At 65.5% G+C, this 17,125-nt stretch carries 17 protein-coding genes and 1 tRNA gene; 12 read left to right on the top strand and 6 right to left on the bottom strand.

All coding sequences use genetic code 11. The features are described 5' to 3' along the window. Positions 1-257: 257 nt before the first annotated feature. Positions 258-1,304, bottom strand: coding sequence for a dienelactone hydrolase family protein (locus AC6H42_RS31765; protein WP_497549806.1), 1,047 nt, complete (start codon positions 1,302-1,304; stop codon positions 258-260). A gap of 307 nt (positions 1,305-1,611) precedes the next feature. On the opposite strand from AC6H42_RS31765, the gene AC6H42_RS31760 reads away from it, so the two are divergent. The 11 genes from AC6H42_RS31760 (at position 1,612) to AC6H42_RS31710 (ending at position 11,853) form a co-directional block, all read left to right on the top strand. After that, positions 1,612-1,950, top strand: coding sequence for a flagellar basal body protein (locus AC6H42_RS31760; protein WP_057154878.1), 339 nt, complete (start codon positions 1,612-1,614; stop codon positions 1,948-1,950). A 56-nt stretch (positions 1,951-2,006) separates the two neighbouring features. Then, a complete protein-coding gene (locus AC6H42_RS31755; RefSeq protein ID WP_057154877.1) occupies positions 2,007-2,678 on the top strand; it encodes a phosphoribosyltransferase in 672 nt (223 codons plus the stop codon). Between the two features lie 53 nt (positions 2,679-2,731). Continuing rightward, positions 2,732-3,532, top strand: coding sequence for an IclR family transcriptional regulator (locus tag AC6H42_RS31750; RefSeq protein WP_057154876.1), 801 nt, complete (start codon positions 2,732-2,734; stop codon positions 3,530-3,532). 18 nt (positions 3,533-3,550) lie between these two features. Continuing rightward, the gene (locus tag AC6H42_RS31745; RefSeq protein WP_057154875.1) at positions 3,551-4,705 is read left to right on the top strand and encodes an acyl-CoA dehydrogenase family protein; all 1,155 of its coding nucleotides are present in this window, start codon (positions 3,551-3,553) and stop codon (positions 4,703-4,705) included. Further along, entirely contained in the window at positions 4,705-6,417 is a 1,713-nt protein-coding gene (locus AC6H42_RS31740) for a class I adenylate-forming enzyme family protein (RefSeq protein ID WP_497549805.1), read from the top strand. The genes AC6H42_RS31745 and AC6H42_RS31740 overlap by 1 nt, the downstream gene beginning before the upstream one ends. Further along, on the top strand, positions 6,414-7,583 hold the full coding sequence (locus tag AC6H42_RS31735) for an ABC transporter substrate-binding protein (RefSeq protein ID WP_057154873.1): 1,170 nt from the start codon (positions 6,414-6,416) through the stop codon (positions 7,581-7,583). Before AC6H42_RS31740 ends, AC6H42_RS31735 begins: the two co-directional genes overlap by 4 nt. Continuing rightward, positions 7,580-8,452, top strand: coding sequence for a branched-chain amino acid ABC transporter permease (locus tag AC6H42_RS31730; protein WP_057154872.1), 873 nt, complete (start codon positions 7,580-7,582; stop codon positions 8,450-8,452). The genes AC6H42_RS31735 and AC6H42_RS31730 overlap by 4 nt, the downstream gene beginning before the upstream one ends. Beyond that, positions 8,449-9,399 carry a branched-chain amino acid ABC transporter permease gene (locus tag AC6H42_RS31725; protein WP_057154871.1) on the top strand — a complete coding sequence of 317 codons (951 nt, stop codon included), beginning with the start codon at positions 8,449-8,451 and terminating at the stop codon, positions 9,397-9,399. Before AC6H42_RS31730 ends, AC6H42_RS31725 begins: the two co-directional genes overlap by 4 nt. Then, positions 9,392-10,135 (top strand): ABC transporter ATP-binding protein, encoded by a 744-nt coding sequence (locus AC6H42_RS31720; protein WP_497549804.1) that lies wholly within the window; start codon positions 9,392-9,394, stop codon positions 10,133-10,135. The genes AC6H42_RS31725 and AC6H42_RS31720 overlap by 8 nt, the downstream gene beginning before the upstream one ends. Beyond that, a complete protein-coding gene (locus AC6H42_RS31715; protein ID WP_497549803.1) occupies positions 10,128-10,829 on the top strand; it encodes an ABC transporter ATP-binding protein in 702 nt (233 codons plus the stop codon). Before AC6H42_RS31720 ends, AC6H42_RS31715 begins: the two co-directional genes overlap by 8 nt. 79 nt (positions 10,830-10,908) lie before the next feature. Then, positions 10,909-11,853: a gamma-glutamyl-gamma-aminobutyrate hydrolase family protein gene (locus AC6H42_RS31710; RefSeq protein WP_057154868.1), complete on the top strand. Its 945-nt coding sequence runs from the start codon at positions 10,909-10,911 to the stop codon at positions 11,851-11,853. Between the two features lie 173 nt (positions 11,854-12,026). Here AC6H42_RS31710 and AC6H42_RS31705 read toward each other — a convergent pair whose 3' ends face one another. Together AC6H42_RS31705 and AC6H42_RS31700 are read right to left on the bottom strand one after the other, a co-directional pair. Then, the gene (locus AC6H42_RS31705; RefSeq protein WP_057154867.1) at positions 12,027-13,142 is read right to left on the bottom strand and encodes a YbdK family carboxylate-amine ligase; all 1,116 of its coding nucleotides are present in this window, start codon (positions 13,140-13,142) and stop codon (positions 12,027-12,029) included. Next, on the bottom strand, positions 13,143-14,330 hold the full coding sequence (locus AC6H42_RS31700; protein ID WP_057154866.1) for a cation:proton antiporter: 1,188 nt from the start codon (positions 14,328-14,330) through the stop codon (positions 13,143-13,145). It abuts the gene before it with no gap. 114 nt (positions 14,331-14,444) lie between these two features. Here AC6H42_RS31700 and fghA point away from each other — a divergent pair, with 114 nt between their 5' ends. Then, positions 14,445-15,287, top strand: coding sequence for an S-formylglutathione hydrolase (fghA, locus tag AC6H42_RS31695; RefSeq protein WP_497549802.1), 843 nt, complete (start codon positions 14,445-14,447; stop codon positions 15,285-15,287). Here fghA and AC6H42_RS31690 read toward each other — a convergent pair. The 3 genes from AC6H42_RS31690 to AC6H42_RS31680 form a co-directional block, all read right to left on the bottom strand. Continuing rightward, complete coding sequence (locus AC6H42_RS31690; protein WP_057154927.1) at positions 15,277-15,858, bottom strand: DJ-1/PfpI family protein; 582 nt, start codon at positions 15,856-15,858, stop codon at positions 15,277-15,279. The two genes, fghA and AC6H42_RS31690, sit on opposite strands and share 11 nt — an antisense overlap. A 67-nt stretch (positions 15,859-15,925) precedes the next feature. Further along, entirely contained in the window at positions 15,926-16,882 is a 957-nt protein-coding gene (locus tag AC6H42_RS31685) for a chemotaxis protein (protein WP_057154864.1), read from the bottom strand. Between the two features lie 148 nt (positions 16,883-17,030). Continuing rightward, positions 17,031-17,106 (bottom strand) — tRNA-Gly (locus tag AC6H42_RS31680). Positions 17,107-17,125: the final 19 nt, after the last annotated feature.

Below are 17,125 nucleotides of genomic sequence, written 5' to 3'. Positions count from 1 at the left end.
TGCCACCCGGCCGCCTGCGCGGCGGCGCCGCCGCTCAGCCCAAATTGCGCAACCGCCAGAGCTGCGGCGGCGGTACCAAAGAAGCGGCGGCGTTGCTGATTGACTTCGTTGACCATCATTTTTTCTCCCCTCTTCGTTGTAAGCAACCTATGGAAGAAATGATAATCCGCCTATGTATCAGCCGTGTGTGGGAATCTGGACGATTGTGTAATGCCCTGTATTGGTGTACGCGCCGGATACATTGAAATACAAACCCGCTATTCGGTGCGCCCGGTGCTGGCCACGGCGCGCCACACCACGTAGTCGTCCACCGAATAGAGCTGGCAGGGCTGCGGGCTCTTGGTCTGGCAAGCGGCCAGCGCGCTGCCGCGCGGGTCTTCGCCCTCCTCGGCCCAGCCCCACGCGCCGGTGGGCGAGACGGCGAAGGCGCGCGGCATCTGCCGCTGCAGGAAGGCCTTATATTCGGCGCGGCCCTTGCCCGCCAGGTAGGGAATGGCTTCCACGTCGTCCAGCGCGGCATACTCGGTGGGCGCTTGCACCGGCGCCTCGGCCGCAACAGCAAACTTCTCCCGCACCGGCATGCCGATGCGCGCCAGGAAGCGTTCGGCTTCCGGCAGCCACACTTTCTCGCCTTCGCGGCTGGCCAGCATGGTGTGCGCGTCGCGTTTGAAGTCGCCATAGGCCACCAGCTGCGCCTTGCCGCCCGCCCGGGTGTATGCCTGGTGCATGCGGTCCACCAGTTCCGGGCCGAAGTAGGAATCGTTGGCGCCGTACATCCACAGGCTGGCCACCTTGCTGCGCCGGCCGTAGTCGCCGAAAGCGCGCACCAGCGCGCCCTGCCAGTCGCATGGGCCGCCGTGCACGCGCAGGCCGCCGGCGAAATTCATCACGCCGCGCACGCCGGGAATCCCCTGCGTGGCCAGGGCCATGGTCGCCAGGCCGCCGTAAGACTGGCCCGCCACCACGATGCGCTGCGCGTCGACCCAGTCCAGGCCACGCGCATGGCGGATCACGTCGCGCACATCGTTGGCCTGGGTGTAGCCGTTGGCGGTCATGTCGCAGCCGTGGTCGATGTAGCGCCCGGTGGAATGGGCAAAGCCGGTCCGCATCGGCACCATGACCGCATAGCCCCGCCGCACAAAGGCGCTGGCCATGTGCACGAAACGGTCGCGCTGCTGCATTTTGGGGTCGCCGGGCGCCTTGCCGTGGTTGATCACCAACAACGGAAACGGGCCGTCGCCATCCGGCTTGAACACCGTGGTTTCCAGCGACACGCCCTGTCCCGGCCCGGCCGGTATCATCATGACCTGCTCGTTCAGTTGCGAAGGCGGCAAGGAACGCGGCGTGGCGCCATGGGCGGGCTGGAGCGTGCAGCAGAGGGAAAACGCCAGGGCGGCAAGGCTGCGGTGGCGCAAACTGAACGCGGCGGTGTCGATGATGCGGCTCCAGGGATCGAACGGGACAATGGCTCAATTCTGCGGGCCAAGTTTTCCAAAGGCAATACCAGAACGCTAAAACTGCTGCCTTTTTTTGTGGCAACAGTTGCTGTCAGGCGATTGCGGGACGCATCTGGACGGGGTACACTGGAAGCCATTGCCCAAGGGAAAGACCATGAGTGTATCCGCCCTCAGTGCCGGGGCTTCCGGCCTCACCGCGAACCAGCAGGCGCTGGGTGTAGCGGCGCACAATGTTGCCAACGCCAGCACGCAGGGCTTCCAGCCCCAACAGGCGCAATTCCACGAGTCCAGCCCGGGCGGCACCGGCGTCACCCTGTCCGCGCAAGGCCGTGGACTGGCTGCGTCCGAAGCCGCCGCCAACGCCGGCAGCGGCACCGGCCTGGCCAGCGAAATCAGCAACGCCCTGGTCTATAAGGCCAGCTTCGACCTGAACGCCAAAGTCATCCAGGCGGCCGACGAACGCATCGGCACGCTGATCAACATCAAAGCCTGACGCCGCGCGTTCGCCGCGCTATGCTGTCTGAAAGGACTACTGCATAGCGAGGCCGCATGCCCTCCCCTTATCTGTTCAAGGACCGCAAGGATGCCGCGCGCCAGCTGGCGCAGCGCTTGCAGCAGCTGCGCCTGCATCACCCGCTGATCCTGGCGATACCACGCGGCGCCATCCCCATCGGCGCGGTGCTGGCGCGGCAACTGCACGGCGAACTGGACGTGGTGCTGGTGCGCAAGCTGTCCTCCCCTTTCGACCCCGAATACGCCATCGGCGCCATCGACGAACGCGGCCAGCGCCTGGTCGGCCCGGATTATCCGATGACCGAGGCCAGCCGCGCCTGGCTGGAGCAATGCGCCCGCGAGCAATTGGCCGTGCTGCGCCAGCGCCGGGCCGACTACAGCGGCAGCCGGCCGCCGTCCGATCCCTGCGGGCGCCATGTGGTCATTGTCGACGACGGGCTGGCCACCGGCGCCACCATGGCGGCCGCCCTGGGCGCGGTGCGGGCCGCGCTGCCGCTGGAACTGCTTGCCGCCGTGCCGGTGGCCGCGCCGCAGTCGCTGCAGCGCATCGGGGAACTGGCCGACCGCGTGGTCTGCCTGCACGCGCCCATGGATTTCGCCGCCGTAAGCCAGTATTACAAGCGCTTCCCGCAGGTTGAGCAGGAGGAAGCCGTCAAGCTGCTGCGGCAGTGTTTCGCTCTGCAAACCACTGTTTCACAAAACGATTGACAGGTCCGTTGCAGCTTGTCAAACTTGGCGCCTGGATCACACCGGGGCCCTGCATGCACGACGAGATCGAAGTGTTCAGCGACGACGACACCAAGGACAGGCAGTTCGTCCATGCCTTGGCGCGCGGGCTGGAACTGCTGCGCTGCTTCGGACCCGGCGAAGTGTATCTGACCAACGCCGAGCTGGCCAAGCGCAGCTCGCTGCCCAAGCCCACCGTGTCGCGGCTGACGCATACGCTCACCACGCTGGGTTATCTGAACTATTCCGAATCGCTGGGCAAATACCAGCTGGGCGCCGGCGTGCTGGCGCTCGGCTACCGCATGCTGTCGGCCATGGACTTGCGCAAGCTGGCGCGCCCGCTGATGGAACAACTGGCCGAGTATGCGCAGGCGTCGGTGTCGCTGGGCGCGCGCGACCGGCTCAGCATGGTCTACGTGGAAAGCTGCCGCAGCAGCGCCAATGTCACGCTGCGGCTGGACGTGGGCGCGCGCATTCCGATGGCGACCACCGCCATGGGCAAGGCCTTGCTGTGCGTGCTGCCGGAGGCGGAGCGCAACTACCTGCTGGACCGCGTACGCCAGCGCGACCAGGCCAACTGGCCGCAGGTCAAGGCCGGCGTGGAGCAAGGCTTCAAGGATTACCAGGACCGGGGCTTTTGCATGTCCGCCGGCGAATGGCAGGGCGACGTGCACGCGGTGGGCGTGCCGGTGCTGGGCCTGGACGGCGAACAGGTGATGGCCTTCAACTGCGGCGGGCCGGCTTTTCTGCTGTCGCACGCGCGGCTGGAGCAAGACCTGGGCCCGAAACTGGTGCAGCTGGTGCGCCGCATCGACACGATACTCGGCCGGGGCTGAGCAATTTATGGAAGAAACATGATACGCGACGAAGAAACCCTGAACCTGCTGCTCGACAGCGTGCGCCGCTTCGTACGCGAGGTGCTGCTGCCGCACGAGCAGGAAGTGGCGGAGACGGACCAGATCCCGCCGGCCGTGGTGGCGCAGATGCGCGAGCTGGGCTTGTTCGGGCTCTCCATCCCGGAAGCTTACGGCGGCCTGCAGCTGACCATGGAAGAGGAAGTGCAGGTGGCGTTCGAGATCGCCTACACTTCGCCGGCCTTCCGCTCGCTGATCGGCACCAACAACGGCATCGGCTCGCAGGGCATCGTCATCGACGGCACGGAAGAGCAGAAGCGGCACTACCTGCCCAAACTGGCGGCAGGCGAGATCATCGGCTCGTTCGCCCTGACCGAACCGGGCTCGGGCTCGGACGCGGCGTCGCTGCGCACCTCCGCGGTGCGGGACGGCGACCATTACATCCTGAACGGCACCAAGCGTTACATCACCAACGCGCCGGAAGCCAGCATCTATACGGTGATGGCGCGCACCGACGCCACGCGCAAGGGAGCCGGCGCCATCTCGGCCTTCATCGTCGAGCGCGGCACGCCCGGCCTCACGCTGGGCAAGATCGACAAGAAGATGGGCCAGCGCGGCGCGCACACCTGCGACGTGATCTTCGAGAACTGCCGCGTGCCGGTGGAGAACCTCATCGGCGGCAAGGAAGGGGTGGGCTTCAAGACGGCCATGAAGGTGCTGGACAAGGGCCGGCTGCATATCGCGGCGGTGTGCGTGGGCGCGGCCGAGCGCATGCTGGAGGACGCGCTGCGCTATGCCATGGAGCGCGAGCAGTTCGGCCACGCCATCGCGGACTTCCAGCTGATCCAGGCCATGCTGGCCGACAGCAAGGCGGAGATCTACGCGGCCAGGTGCATGGTGCTGGATGCGGCGCGCAAGCGCGACAACAAGGAAGATATCTCCACCGAGGCGTCATGCTGCAAGCTGTTCGCCTCCGAGATGTGCGGGCGGGTGGCGGACCGCTCGGTGCAGATCCATGGCGGCGCCGGCTACGTTTCTGAATACGCGGCGGAGCGGTTTTACCGCGACGTGCGGCTGTTCAGGATTTACGAGGGCACGTCGCAGATCCAGCAGATCGTCATCGCGCGCAATATGATCAAGGCGGCGCAGCGCTGATGGACATCGCCGCCCTCCTCGCCAGCCTGCCCGCGCGCATCAGCGACATCCCACGCCGCTGGGCATCGCTCGCGCCGGATGCGCCGGCGTTGTGCGAAGTAGCGCCGGCCGGCGCCGCCGGCACCGCGCCGCAGCGCCGGGTATGGACATATGGCGAGCTGGTGGCTGCGGTGGACGCGACTGCCGAGCGCCTGCGCGGCCTGGGTGTGCGGCCCGGCGACCGCCTGATGGTGGTAGCGGAGAATTCGGTGGCGCAGGTGGCGCTGATTTTCGCGGCCGCGAGCATCGATGCGTGGGTCGTCAACGCCAACAGCCGCTTGTCGGCGCGCGAGATCGACCAGTTCCGCGAGCATTCGGGCGCGCGGCGCGTGATCTATTGCAGCGGCGTGTCGCCGGAAGCGGCGGCGCACGGCGAGCGGCACGGAGCGCGGCGCGAGACGTGCCAGTTCGGGGAGTGGATGACTGGTCCGCTGAACGACGCGTCTGCGGCCGCGCCCGAGCCGGTGGCTGCGGGTGAACCGTTCAGCGCGCAGCAAGCGGCGGCACTGATCTACACCACCGGCACCACGGGCCAGTCCAAGGGCGTGATGCTGTCGCACCGCAATCTGCTGTTCATCGCCGCAGTGTCCAGCACCCTGCGCGGCCTCACGCCAGCCGACCGGGCCTACGGCGTGCTGCCGATTTCGCACGTCTACGGCCTGGCCTCCGTCATGCTCGGCACCCTGTACGCGGGCGCCTGCCTGTACCTGCAGCCACGCTTCAGTGTCGACGCGCTGCTGCACGCCTTGCGCGCAGAACGGCTGACCATACTGCAGGGCGTGCCTGCAATGTACGCGCGGCTGCTGGAAGCCGTCGGCCTGCAAGGCACGGCCATCGACACGGGCGGCGCGGTCCATGCTGCGCTGGGCGCCAGCCTGCGCTTCGCGTACGCGGGCGGCTCACCGCTCGATCCTGTACTCAAGCGCAAGGTGGAAGCACTGCTCGGCCAGCCGCTGCACAACGGCTACGGCATGACCGAGAGCTCGCCCACTATCAGCCAGACGCGCCTGGATGCGCCGCGCAGCGACACCTCGGTCGGCTATCCCATCCCCGGCGTGGAAACCCGCATCGTCCCGGCAGACGGCTCCAAAGCCGGCGCCTCGCAGGCGGCAGCCGGCGAACTGTGGGTGCGCGGACCGAACGTGATGCTCGGCTACTACAAGGAACCCGCCCTCACCGCCGCCGCCATCGATGCCGATGGCTGGCTGAACACCGGCGACGTCGCCCGCCAGGACTCCGACGGTGCGCTGTTCATCGTCGGCCGCACCAAGGAACTGATCATCCGATCCGGTTTCAACGTCTATCCGCTCGAAGTGGAGACCGTGCTGAACGCCCACCCCGCCGTCGCCCAGTCGGCCGTGGTCGGCCGCGCCGCGGCCGGCGGAGACGAGGAAGTCATCGCCTACGTTGAGCTCGGCCCGCGCCATGCCGCCAGCGCGGGCAGCCACGCGGCAACCGGGCCGGACCTGGACGAGGCGCCGATAGGAGAACTGATCGACGAATTGCACGCCTACCTGTCCGCAGCGCTATCGCCCTACAAATGCCCCACCCGCATCATCCCCATGCACGCCTTGCCGGCAGCAGCAACCGGCAAGATACTCAAAGGCCAGCTACGCCAACTGGCACAAGGATTAGGACAAGAAATGGCGCAAACCCCGGAGACCAAAAAATGAAAAGCCTGTACAAGAAGATCGCCCTGGCGTCGCTGATGTCGGCAGCACTCGCAGGCGCCGCGCGCGCCGAGGAATTCCTGGTTGGCGCCGAACTGCCCCTTACCGGTTCGCTGGCCCGCGTCGGCGCCGGCATGCAGGAAGGCGTCATGGTGGCGGCCGAGGTGTTCAACAAGACCAACGGCAAACACAAGATCAAGATCATCACCGTGGACGACGAGTCGGCGCCGGCCAAAGCCATCGCCGCCGTCGAAAAGCTGCACAGCCAGGGCGTGGTCGCCATCACCGGCGGCTACGGCTCCAACAACATCGCCCCCGCGTCCGACGCGGCCAATAAACTGAACCTGGTCTACATCACCTCCGGCGGCGTGGACGACAGCCTGGTCACCAGCGGGCGCAAGAATTTTTTCCGCATCAATAACACCGCCGGCTACGAAAAAGCCGTGCTCGGGCTGATAGACGACGTCGGCGCGAAATCCGTCTCCATCATCTACTCCACCAAGGAAGCCACTTCCGACCTGGCCAAGTCTATCCAGAAAGTGCTGGAATCGAAAGGCATCAAGGCCGCCTCGCACTCGTTCGACCCGGCCATCACCGACTTCAAGCCCATCATCAACAAAGTCAAGCTGCAGGACAAGTCCGAACTGGTGCTGATGTCCGGCTACGAGAACGACTACGTCGGCATCCTGCGCGCCGCGCGCGTGCTCAAGCCCAACCTGAAAGCCATGGTCGGCGTGTGGTCGCTGGCCACGCCCAAGATGGCCGCCGAATTCCCCGACCTGATGCCGAATGTGTTCGGCACCGCGCTGCTGCCCTTCCCCGCCACCTTTGAAAGCGCCGACGGCAAAGCCTTCTCGGAAACCTACAAGCAGCTCTACAAGAAGGAGCCGGACTACCTGGGCCAGTTCGGCTACGTGCAGTCGATGCTGCTGTTCGAAGCCATCGCGCGCGCGGCCGACAAGGGCAGCGTGAAATCCGGCGGCATCGCCGAGGAAATGCGCAAGACCAACCGTGAAACGCTGATCGGCCGCGTGCAGTTCTCCGCCAACGGCGACAACCCCAATTTCGTGCACCGCATGGGCCAGCACCAGGACAAGAAGATCGTCATCGTGTGGCCGAAGGCCAACGCCACCGGCAAGATCGCCTACCCGGCCGTGCCCTGGCAATGACTGAGCTGATTCTCCAGGCGTTGTATTCCGGCCTGCTGCAAGGCGGCTCGTACGCGCTGATCGCGCTTGGCCTGGCGCTGGTGTTCGGCACTATGAAGATCATCAACCTCGCGCACGGCGAACTGGTGCTGCTGGCCGCCTACCTTGCCTACACGGTCGAGGCCAAGGCCGGCCTCGGCCCCGTGTTCGCCATTCCGCTGGCGCTGGTGCTGGTCAGCTTCGCGTCGGTGTGCGTGTACTGGATCGTCAACCGCATCAGGAAGGACCGCGAGATCAATTCCCTGATCCTCACCTACGGCATCGGCGTCATCCTCACCAACGCCATCCTGCTGATCTGGAAGGCCGACATCCGCACCACCAATTCCAGCTGGCTGCAGGAAGCCTTCGTGGTCGGCCCGCTGTACAGCATGCGCAGCGAATTGATCTTCTTCGGCGTCAGCCTGGCGCTGATGGCAGGCCTGTGGTGGTGGCTTTCGCGCAGCTGGTACGGCCGCGCGCTGCGCGCCGTCTCCAGCAACCGCGACGCCGCCAAACTGATGGGCATCAACCCTGGCAAGGTGGAGCTGGTGTCCTTCATCGTTGCCGGCATCCTGGCCGCGTTCGCGGGCGTGGCGCTGTTCAGCTACGGCGTCATCCAGCCCTCTTATGGCAGCGCGCTCACGGTCAAGGCCTTCATCATCACCGTGCTGGCCGGCGTAGGCTCGATCCCCGGCGTGCTGCTGGGCGCCGTGCTGCTGGGCGTGTGCGAAGCGCTCACCGTCACGCTGGCCAGTTCCGCGCTGCAGGAGCTGGCCGGCATGTCGCTGTTCCTGCTGGTGCTGTTCGTCATGCCCAACGGCCTGTTCGGCGCAGCAAGGAGGCGCGGATGAAGATCAACAACGGCGTGCTGTCCGCGCTGATCCTGGCCTACCTGGTGGTGCCGCTCACGCTGTCCGGCAACCACTACGTGATGAGCACCATCGTCGCCGCACTGGTGATCGGCGGCGTGGCGCTGTCCTGGGCGTTGCTGGGCAACCTCGGCGGCATGATCAGCTTCGGCCACTCGGCCTTCTTCGGCGTGGGCGCCTACGTGTCCGCGCTGTGCAGTATGCGCCTGGGCGTGCCGGTGCTGCCGTCCATGCTGCTGGGCGGCGTGGGCGCGGCGGCGGCCTCCATCGCCATGCTGCCGGTGCTGCGGCTGCGCGGTCCCTACTTTGCGCTCGCCATCCTGGCCTACGCCCACATCTTCCGCATCATCGCCACCGAATGGACCTCGGTCACGCGCGGCGCGGGCGGGCTGGCCAACATTCCCGCGCTGCCCACGCTGGCCGGCTACGACTTCAGCGGCAAGGCCGGCGCCTACCTCGTCATCCTCACCATCGTGGTGGCATTCGCCTTCATCTACGCCGCCATCCGCGCCAGCCACTACGGCCTGGCCCTGCGCGCCATGCACGATAGCGAAGACGCCACCCGCGTGGTGGGCGTCAACAGCACCCTGCTCAAGGCGGCCATGCTCATGGTCTCGGCCTTCATGGCGGGCGTGGTGGGCGCCTTTAACGCGCATACCATCAACTTCCTGGAACCGGACTACGCCTTCCACGGCCTGTGGGTGACGCTGCCCATCGTGGCGGCCATTTTCGGCGGCTACCGCACCATCGTGGGTCCGGTCGCGGGCGCGCTGTTCGTATCGCTGGCCGACCAACTGCTGTTCAAGGAACTGCTGCCCACAGGCCACCAGCTGGTGCTGGGCGTGCTCCTGGTGCTGATGATCGTCCTCAGTCCCAACGGCCTGATGCCGCTGCTGCGCGGATTCGGAAGGAAAAGAAGAAATGGCTGATTCCGCCCTCGAGCTGGACCGGGTCTCGGTGCGCTTTGGCGGCCTCACCGCCGTCAACGCCGTCTCGCTGAAAATCGCCAGCAGCGACGTCATCGGCCTGGTTGGGCCGAATGGCGCCGGCAAGACCACGCTGTTCAACGCCATCTCCGGGCTGGTGAAGCCGACCGCAGGCGGCATCCGCTTCGGCGGCAGCGACGTGATGCGCGCCCCCATGTACCAGCGCGCCCGCCTCGGCATCGGCCGCACCTTCCAGATCCCGCAACCCATGCACGAGCTGACGGTGCGCGAGAACCTGGTGGTGGCGCAGCGCTTCGGCACCGGCAAGGTGGACCCGGCGCGCATCGACGAGATCCTGGATTTCACCAGCCTGGCCGGCAAGGCCCGACGCGACGCCGCCACCTGTTTGTCGCTGACCGAGCTGAAAGCGCTGGAAGTGGCCAAGGCGCTGGCCACCAGTCCCAAGCTGCTGCTGCTCGACGAAGTGCTGGCCGGTCTGGAGACCAGCGGCAAGCGCCGCTTCATGGGCATGCTCAAGGAGATGCACCAGCGCTTCGGCGTGGGCATCGTCATTATCGAGCATGACATCGAAACCATCAGCAGCCTGTGTCCGCGCGTGGCGGTGCTCAATTTTGGGGAACTGATCGCGGACGGCACGCCGGACGAGGTGTTCCGCGATCCGGCCGTCATCAAGAGCTATACGGGTTCCGGGCCTGGATCGGAGGCGAACCATGCTTGAACTGAGCAACGTACGCGCCGGCTACGGCGCCATCAACGTGCTGTGGGACGTATCGCTGGCCATGCAGCCGGGGCAGCTCACCACCATCATCGGCCCGAACGGCGCCGGCAAGACGACCCTGCTGCGCGCCATCATGGGCCTGGTGCCGCTAAAGCAAGGGCAGATCACCCTGCACGGCAAGCGCCTGGACGGCACGCCCACCTGGGACATGGCCGACCGCAGCCTGGCCATGGTGCCCGAAGGCCGGATGGTGTTCCGCGACATGAATGTGGAGGAAAACCTGATCATGGGCGCCTTCAACAAGGCGCACCGCGCGCACGTAAACACCCGGCTGGAAGCGGCCTACGACATGTTCCCGCGCCTGCGCGAGCGGCGCGGGCAGCTGGCCGGCTCGCTGTCCGGCGGCGAAGCGCAGATGCTGGCGATGGCGCGCGGCCTGATGTCCGACCCCAAGCTGCTGATCGTGGACGAACCCTCGCTCGGCCTGGCGCCGCTGGTGGTAAACGAATTGTTCGGGATCCTGGCGCGGCTCAAGGCGGAGGGCCGCACCATCGTCCTGGTGGAGCAGAATACCGAGCGCGCGCTGGCCATTGCCGATCACGTCTACCTGCTGCAAGGCGGTAGAGTGGCGCTGTCCCAGCCGGCCGCCGAAGTCAGTTTGGCCCGCCTGCACGACCTCTATTTCAACCACTGAGCAATCAGCAGGGCTCAAACCGGGCGACCCGGAATTGCTGCGTGTGGTAAAAACACCTATGCGATAAACAGGAGCCTGCATGAGTACGGGAGATCACGATCAGCGCCGCCACGACCGCCGCCACGGGGACAAGCTGGGAACCCCGCGCTACCTCGATCCAGGCGATACAGTCTTCAGCCTGTGGGGCCGCATCATCATGGCGCGCTACCGGCGCATCGCGGCGGCGGCCACGCGCCACATCATCCAGCGCCCGCTGCACATCGGCATATCGGCGCGCATCTTCCACCCCGAGGAAGGCGCCAAGGGCCTGCGCAGCAAGAACCTGCAATACCTCGAAGAGTCCATCGCGCAGTGGGTCATGTCGCGCGACGTGCTGGTGTTCATGATCCCGACCGTGAACACGGACGGCCTGCTGCACCCCTCCAACATCCGCCTGCGCGACTACGCGCGCCACCTGGACGGCCTGGTGCTGCAGGGCGGCGCCGACGTGTCGCCGCAAAGCTACGCCGAAACGCCAACCCGCCCGGAATGGAGCGGCGACCGCGCGCGCGACATGTATGAGCTCGAGCTACTGCATGAATTCGTCGAGGCGGGCAAGCCGGTGATGGGCATCTGCCGCGGCTGCCAGCTGATCAACGTGGCCTTCGGCGGCTCGCTGTACCAGGACATCGCCTCCGACGTGCCGGACGCGATGGCCCACGTGCATGACGACTACGACCGCCACCGGCATGAAATCGTGTTCCCGGAGGGTTCCTCGCTGGGCCGCATGCTGAAGATGCACAGCGGCCAGGCGCTGGTGAACTCCATCCACCACCAGGCGGTGAAAAACCTGGGCCGCGACATGACGGTGGAAGCCCGCTCCGCGCCGGACGGCATGGTCGAAGCCATCCGCTACACCAAGGCGCCCTTCGTCATGGGCTTGCAGTGGCACCCGGAGTTCCACCGCGCCGGCGGCGTGGAGCTGCTGGACTGCACGCCCATCCTGGACAATTTCCTGCGCGTGGCGCGTGAGACGCGCTTCTGACGGCGCCGAGCCACATGCCTCCATCCTCGCGAGCGTAGAGCTACGCCGCTCTGCCACTGAAATTGCAGGAACCGCGCTGGGCGGTTCAGAAGCATAAAACTTTCCTATTTGTATAGAACACGGCCCCAGCCCGCAAGGATGACATGGTCATCGGGCGAAGGCCGGCTTGGCGTTCAGCCCCGGAAGCGGTTCACCGCCGCGTCCACCACGCCCTCCACGCTGCCGCTTTCGCGGAACTGGTCGCGCAGGTACTGGGCGTCGCTGCCGGTGTGGGTCACCTGCACCAGGTGCGCCAGGCCGGCGCTGCCGCCCAGCGCTTCCGCATGCGGTTCCATCTTGCGCAGCGTGGTCAGGATGTCTTCGCGCAGCGACAGGCTTTCATACGTCTTCGGATGCACGATGGTGCCGTCCAGCCCGAAGCGGCAGGCCTGGAAGCGGTTGTAGTTGTAGACCAGGTAATCGTCCTCCTCCGGCGCCGCCTCATTGCGCTCCAGCAGATAGCGGCACAGCGCCTGCAGGTACACCGCCAGCGCCGCCGCGCGCTCCACCGTCAGCGGCGTGTCGCACACGCGCAGCTCGATGGTGCCGTACTCCGGCTTGGGCCGGATGTCCCAGTAGAAGTCCTTCATGCTCTTGATCACGCCGGTGTGCTCCATCTTGGCGAAGTAGCCGTGCTCGAAGTCGTCCCAGCTCAGGGTGAACGGCGCGCGGCCGCTCATCGGGAAGGCGAACACGGAGTTCAGGCGCGCCGAGTTGAACAGCGTGTCGCCGCCCTGCACGAACGGCGAGGACGCCGACAGCGCGATGAAGTGCGGCACGTAGCGGCTCAGCGAATGCAGCAGGAACAGCGCGTCGTCGCCGTTGGCGCAGCCGATGTGCACGTGCTGGCCGAAGATGGTGAACTGCTTGGCCAGGTAGCCGTACAGCGCCGACACTTCCTTGAAGCGCGGCTTGGAGAAGATGCGCCGCTCCGACCATTTCTGGAACGGGTGCGTGCCGCCGCCGCAGATGCCGATGTTGAGCTTCTCGCACGCTTGCACCAGCGTGTCGCGGATCAGCTGCAGCTGCGCCACCATCTCGGTGTGGTTGGTATGCACGTCGGTGTTAATCTCGATCATGCTCTCGGTGATCTCGGGCGTCACATTGCCCGGGAAGGGCTTGCGGTTCAGCAGGTGCAGCAGGTCGGGGCTGGACGCGGTCAGGTCGTAGTCAGCATGGCTGATCAGCTGCAGTTCCAGCTCCACGCCCATGGTGAGCGGCTGGGAATTATTGAACGGTTCAAGCGCCATTTATGCCTCCTCTTCTTGCGGCGTTTCATTGGCCCACACCAGCGCATACTGCGTAAAGATGGGGCCCAGTACTTCCATTAATAGCGTCATCGCGGCCAGCGCGGCCAGCTCGTCCACCAGCACGATGCCCATGCTCTTGGTCTGCTCCAGCAGCAGGATGACGAACACCGACATTGGCGCCAGCGCCACGCCGGTGAGCGCGCCCTTGCGCCAGGTGACACCGCCCACGTGGGCGAACACCGCCACCGCCGAAGTCTTGACGACAAAGCGCGCCAGCAGCAGTACGATGGCCAGTCCGGCGCCGGCCACCACGCGGTCCCAGTCCAGCGTGGTCACGGCGAAGACGAACAGCAGCACCGTCAGCAACTCGCCGATGGCGCCGAAATTGCGCTCGGTGCGGCTGAAGGAAATGCGGCGGTGGCGCGCCATCAGGCCGAACGTCAGGGTGGCCAGCACCGGCGACAGATTGGCCGCGTGGGTGATCGCCACCAGCAGCACCACCGCCAGCGCGAACGCCACCGTGCCGTCGCGCTGCACATGGCCCAGCTGGCGCAGCAGGGCCGGCACCAGCACGCCGAACACGGCGCCCAGCACGGCCGAGGCCAGCAGTTCGATGGCGCTGTGCGAAATGGCCTGGCCCAGGCTGCCGGAAGTCTGGAACACCCACACGCCGACGATCACTTTATAGACGAACACGGCCAGCACGCAGTTGATGGCCACCAGGTGCAGCACCCGCTCGGTGACCTGCCCGGCGCTGTTCTGCTCGTTAATCACGCGCAGCACGCCGGCCGGCGAGCTGGACATGGCCAGCGAGGCCAGCAGCAGCGAGGTCAGCGGCGGCATGCCGGACAGGTGGCCGATCACATACACCACGACGAAGGTGGCGGCCGATTCGACCAGGCCGGTCACCGCGATCCACGGGTTCAGGCGCAGCCATTTGAGATTGATGCGATAGCCGAATTCGAACAGGATGAGGCCGAAAGCCACGTTGGCCAGGATGGTGACCGGGCTGGAACTGTCGCTGGTGTAGAGCTCGGGGAAAGCCTGCGCTACCGCGAAGCCCACCAGGCCATACACGCTGATGCGCGGCACGCCCGACCAGCGGTGCATGATCTCGCCTGCCAGCCAGGCCAGGGCAATTGCAAAAGGCCAGGCCAGTTCGGCCGTGATAACTACTAAATCCGGCATAAATGTTTCCTCCAATGCAAAATCAAGCCACAGTTTATTGCAATACGCCAAATCACGTCACACCCAAGCCCGGAGTAGAATCATGGCTCCCCACAATGCACGAGAAGGAAACCCATGCTGGAACTCATCAGCGAACACGCTTGCTTCGGCGGCGTTCAGCGCTTCTACAAGCACGGCAGCAGCGCGATCGGCCTGCCGATGCGCTTTTCGGCCTTCATTCCGGCGCACAAGGAGGGTGCGGCCCTGCCCGCGCTGTTCTACCTGGCCGGCCTGACCTGCACCGAGGAGACCTTCCCCATCAAGGCGGGCGCGCAGCGCGTGGCCGCCGAGTTGGGCGTCATCCTGATCGCACCGGACACCAGCCCGCGCGGCGCCGGCGTGCCGGGTGAAACGGATGCGTGGGACTTCGGCGCCGGCGCCGGTTTCTATCTCGACGCCACCGCAGCGCCGTGGAGCGAGCACTACCGCATGGAAAGCTATATCCATGAACTGCGCCAGCTGGTGGCGCGCGAACTGCCGGTGGATGCGGCCCGCCTGGGCGTGTTCGGCCACTCGATGGGCGGCCACGGCGCGCTGACGCTGGCGCTGAAGCGGCCGGACGTGTTCCGTTCGGTGTCCGCCTTCGCGCCGATAGCCGCGCCCACCCGCTGCCCTTGGGGCAAGAAAGCCTTCAGCGGCTACCTGGGCCAGGACAAGAACGCATGGCGCGCGCACGACGCCAGCGAACTGATGGCTGCCGCGCGCACGCCCTTCCCGCAAGGCATCCTGATAGACCAGGGCCTGGGCGACAAGTTCCTGGCCGAGCAGCTGTATCCGGAAGCGTTCGAGGAAGCCTGCCGCAAGGCCGCGCAGCCGCTGCTGCTGCGGCGTCACGCGGACTACGACCACGGCTACTACTTCATCTCAAGCTTTATTGAAGACCATCTGCGCTTCCACGCGCGCAATCTTACAGCTTGATTTCCGTGCCAAGGCGCGCCAGGAACTGGCCCAGCCACTGCGGATGGGCCGGCCAGGCGGGCGCGGTGACGAAGATGCCGTCGGTGACGGCGCTGTCGACCGCGATGTCGGCATACTCGGCGCCGGCCAGCTTCACCTCCGGCGCGCAGGCCGGGTAGCAGGAAATCTTCTTGCCCTGGATAACGCCGGCCGCCGCCAGCAACTGGGCGCCGTGGCACACGGCGGCTATCGGTTTGGAAGCCTGCGCGAACTGCTGGATGATGTCCAGCACGCGCGGATTCAGGCGCAGGTATTCCGGCGCACGTCCACCCGCGATCACGAGCGCGTCGTAAGCGGACACTTGCACATCGTCGAAATTGGCGTTCAGGGCGAACTGGTGGCCAGGTTTTTCGGTATAAGTCTGGTCGCCCTCGAAGTCGTGGATCGCGGTCTTGACCTTCTCGCCGCTCTTCTTGCCGGGACACACGGCGTGCACCGTGTGGCCGACCATCTGCAGTGCCTGGAACGGCACCATGGTTTCGTAATCTTCGGCGAAATCGCCCGTCAACAACAGAATCTGCTTGGCTGCCACAGTCATCTCCCGGTTGGTTGGAAAAGTACCACCAGGCCATGATAGCGTTAATTGACGGGCAATGTGATTACTTGTGCAGCACTTTGCGAATAGTTTCAGCCAGGTCTTCCGCCACGAACTTGGCCACGTAGGCGTCGGCGCCGACACCCTTCACGTGGTCCTCGTTGGTCTTGCCGGACAGCGAAGAATGGATCACCACCGGGATCTTGTTGAAGCGGGCATCCTGCTTGATCAAGCGGGTCAGCGTGAAGCCGTCCATTTCCGGCATTTCCAGGTCGGTCAGCACCAGCGACACCCGGTCTTCCACCGGGATGCCTTCGGCCTTGGCGCCGTCGGCGATATGCTGCAGGCGCTCCCACGCTTCCTTGCCGGACTTGGTCATCACAAAGGGCGCGCCCATCGCGGTCAGGCCCTGCTCGATCAGGCTGCGCGCCACCACCGAGTCGTCGGCCGCCAGGATGATGGTGCCCGGCTTGAGCAGCAGCTTGGGACCGATGGTTTCCGGGTCCACGTCCTTGCCGTCGGTCGGCACCATCTTGCGCAGGATGGTTTCCACGTCCAGCACCTGCGCCAGGCGGGTGTTGTTGACGTCGCCATCCAGGCGGGCGATGCTGGTCACCATGCCGCCGGCGGTGCTGCCTTCGGCCGACAGCACCTGGCCCCAGTCCAGGCGCACGATCTCGTCCACCGACTCGACCGCGAAGGCCTGCGTGGTGCGGGCAAATTCGGTCACCAGCATGATGTTCAAGCCGGTCTTTGGCGTCACGCCGACGATGCCGGGCAAGTCCATGACGGAAATGATCTGGCCGCGCAGGTTGACCACGCCCAGCATGTGCGGCGAGGAACCGGCCACCGCCGTCACTTCCGGCATGGCCACGATTTCGCGGATCTTGAAGACGTTGATGCCGTACAGTTCCGAGTGTTCGCCATTGGCGTCGGCGCCGAGACGGAACAGCAGCAGTTCAAATTTATTGGAATTGGTTAAGTTACTACGTTCGTCAATTTCTTGTTGAACTGAATTCATAGGGATTCGTCTCCATCGCAAGGGCTGCGATCAGTATAACGATATTGCCCTTTGTAACGAAACATTTTGCCCGCCGGAACCGCTCTCCCGTTGCAAACCGGCACGGCATAAAAAAAGGAAACCCGGAGGTTTCCTTATTTTCGAATTCTGGAGCGGGAGAAGAGTCTCGAACTCTCGACCTCAACCTTGGCAAGGTTGCGCTCTACCAACTGAGCTACTCCCGCAGAAGGCAAGATTATGACA

The sequence above is a fragment of the Massilia sp. NBRC 108631 genome, from assembly GCF_059704565.1.
Note: the sequence above shows the minus strand (reverse complement) of the source record. Positions and strands in the feature narration are given on the sequence as shown.